This window comes from Armatimonas sp. (assembly GCF_031410135.1).
GTDB lineage: Bacteria > Armatimonadota > Armatimonadia > Armatimonadales > Armatimonadaceae > Armatimonas.
This window is the reverse complement of the sequence record NZ_JANNYP010000294.1, coordinates 1-2,569: the sequence shown is the minus strand read 5'-3', so window position 1 is coordinate 2,569 and position 2,569 is coordinate 1. Positions and strand designations below refer to the sequence as shown.

General features: G+C 54.5%; 3 protein-coding genes. All 3 read left to right on the top strand.

Features of this window, described 5'->3' with window-relative positions; translation table 11 throughout:
• Positions 1-854, top strand: an 854-nt coding sequence (locus RMO15_RS10650) for a DUF4417 domain-containing protein (RefSeq protein WP_309711765.1), incomplete at its 5' end; no start/stop codon positions are given.
• A 134-nt stretch (positions 855-988) separates the two neighbouring features.
• Positions 989-2,164 (top strand): XRE family transcriptional regulator, encoded by a 1,176-nt coding sequence (locus tag RMO15_RS10645; RefSeq protein WP_309711762.1) that lies wholly within the window; start codon positions 989-991, stop codon positions 2,162-2,164.
• A 4-nt stretch (positions 2,165-2,168) separates the two neighbouring features.
• On the top strand, positions 2,169-2,546 hold the full coding sequence (locus RMO15_RS10640; protein ID WP_309711768.1) for a type II toxin-antitoxin system PemK/MazF family toxin: 378 nt from the start codon (positions 2,169-2,171) through the stop codon (positions 2,544-2,546).
• Positions 2,547-2,569 lie beyond the last annotated feature (23 nt).

The following is a 2,569-nucleotide window of genomic DNA, read 5'->3' as shown; positions in this document are numbered from 1 at the left end:
CCTTAGACTTCCCTGTCGTAGCTATCCCGCTACGTTTTGTCCTACCTCTCCTCCGAAAGGGTTGTGATCTCAATGGGCTCCGAAAAGTGTTCGGCCTAGGGGACGATGTACTTCCAATACTCCTGGGGGTCGCAAGGGACTATGTGCTGGAGAACTACTGGGCCAATCGCTCAGAGTTCGGCTGGCCTGCTCGCTTGGCTCAGTTAGGATTTCAGACTGCAACCTCGCCCAACTACAGCTTTTTCCAAGATGCACCTGGTTCAGACATCATCTATAACCGACGACGCATCCTCATCACTTCCGGGGAGCTATCTTCGGCAGGGATCTCAACTATTCCCCACCTGAATGCCCTTACTCCGTCTGACTGGAAATACTGGTCTTCTCTCCTCAGTCAACAGACGGACATCGTCTACATTGCGAAGGAGTTTCAAACAGGGCTTCACCACAGCGAAGAGGGCAGAAATGCGATCTATGAGTTGGTGCGGCTTCAGGACCGAGTCGGTAGAGAGCTGCGACCGGTCATCGTTGGGGGAACTCAGCACCTTGAGCTAGTCGCCCGCTACTTCAAATACCCTACCTTCATAGAGTCGTCCTCATTCATGCGAACCGTCAAGCGCCGCAGGGCTATTCTTGTTGACAACAGACTACGTTGGCACCCTGAATTAACACCAAAGGGAGAACCTCTCGATGACCTGCTTTCACACAATGTGAAGCTCACAGACCAGTGCATACGCGAACGCTGGCAAAATGCTCCCACGACTGTGCCGAGCGACGTGCGGGTCAAGAAATCGCACATCCGTAGAGCAGTTCGGCCAAGTTCTGTATCGTCAAGCCAGATGGCGTTTCGCTTCTAGTTCTTCAGGGCTTATGAGGACAAAGGACCAGATTTCTACGTGATGCGAATGGTTGACAAAAACATGATATACTATGTACAGTGTAAACTAATACTGTACATCATGAAGAACCTCATCACTAAGACAGGAAACCGATGATCGGACAAAGACTCAAGCAAGTGCGACTTGCGAGAGGGCTTTCTTTGGATGAGCTGGCCGCCCATCTGGGAGGCATCGTCACCAAGCAAGCACTCTCAAAATATGAGATCGGGAAGTCACAGCCGTCTTCCCCGGTACTGGCACGTCTCGCTGAGACTCTGGAGGTCAAGATGGCCTACCTGCTTTCCGAGCCCACCATCTCCGTTGACTTCATCGCCTACCGCAAGAAGGCTTCCATGTCCGTCAAGGAGCAGGAGCAGCTCAAGAGCCGGATCGGGCAACAGATGGAGGATCGGATTCGCCTCCAAGAAATATTTTCTCCTGACGCTGCGTTTATCTTTCCGCTTCAGGAGTACACCGTGAGTACTTTAGAGGATGCAGAAACAGCGGCACTCCAGCTTAGGGGGAAACTACAGCTGGGAAGCGATCCGATAGGGAGCATGGTAACGACGCTGGAAACAAGCGGGGTGCATGTACTAGAGGTGGATGCCAGCGACAAGTTCGATGGAATCTCCGCCATCATTCGCAAATCGGGCGGCATGGCCGTAGCCGGTGCTGTCGTGACACGCCAGGGACTTCCCGGTGAGCGCCAGCGCCTTAACCGTGCCCATGAGCTTGGACACCTGGTGCTGGACGTTGCGGAAGGTGTGGATGAAGAGAAAGCAGCCTTTCGCTTTGCGGGGGCGTTTCTGAGCCCAGCCGATGCCTTCATCCAGGATGTTGGAGCCAAGCGCACCAGCGTCTCGGCCAACGAGCTACTTACGCTCAAGCAGAAGTACGGCATGAGCATACAGGCACTTCTGTACCGGATGAAGTCACTCTCCATCATCTCCGACACCTATTACACCGACTGGTGTATTTCGATCAACCGTAGGGGCTGGAAGCGTGATGAGCCCGGACAACTACCACCCGAGACTCCGCTCTGGCTCCGCCAGCATGTTCTTCGTGCCCATGCAGAAGGGATGGTCAGTACGATGGAAGCCGAGACAATGCTCGGTGAGAAGATTAACGATGAGTCCCTCTCGCTGGTAAAGCGCCGCGCCTTTATGAAGCTGCCTCTCTCAGAGCGGCGGCGACTAATGGCCGAGCAAGCCGAGCAGCTCGCAGCACACTACGAGCAAGACTCGGGCTGGCGCGAGGTTGAGGGCGGAGAGGACATCGTTGAGTACTGATCCTATGGCATCACCAGGAGCAGCGCCCACGCGAAACACTCCCAAGCGGGGGGAGATTTGGCGTGTGAATCTTGACCCAACCATCGGAGCGGAGATCAAGAAGATCCGCCCGGTGATCGTGATAAGCTCCGATGCCGTAGGAAAGCTCCCTCTCAAACTGGTCGTGCCCATCACCGAGTGGAAAGCCGTATTTGAGGCCAATATTTGGCATGTGAAGCTGGAAGCTACTCCGGGAACTGGGCTAACGAAGGCTTCTACAGCCGACACACTTCAGATGCGGAGTGTGGACACCCAGCGGTTCGTCGAGCGGATAGGAGTCCTGCCCGCCGACGTTTTAGAAGAAATCGCCACCGCCATTGCGGCGGTAGTCGAGTACGAGTAAAAGTAGAAAAGGAAGAGACTATG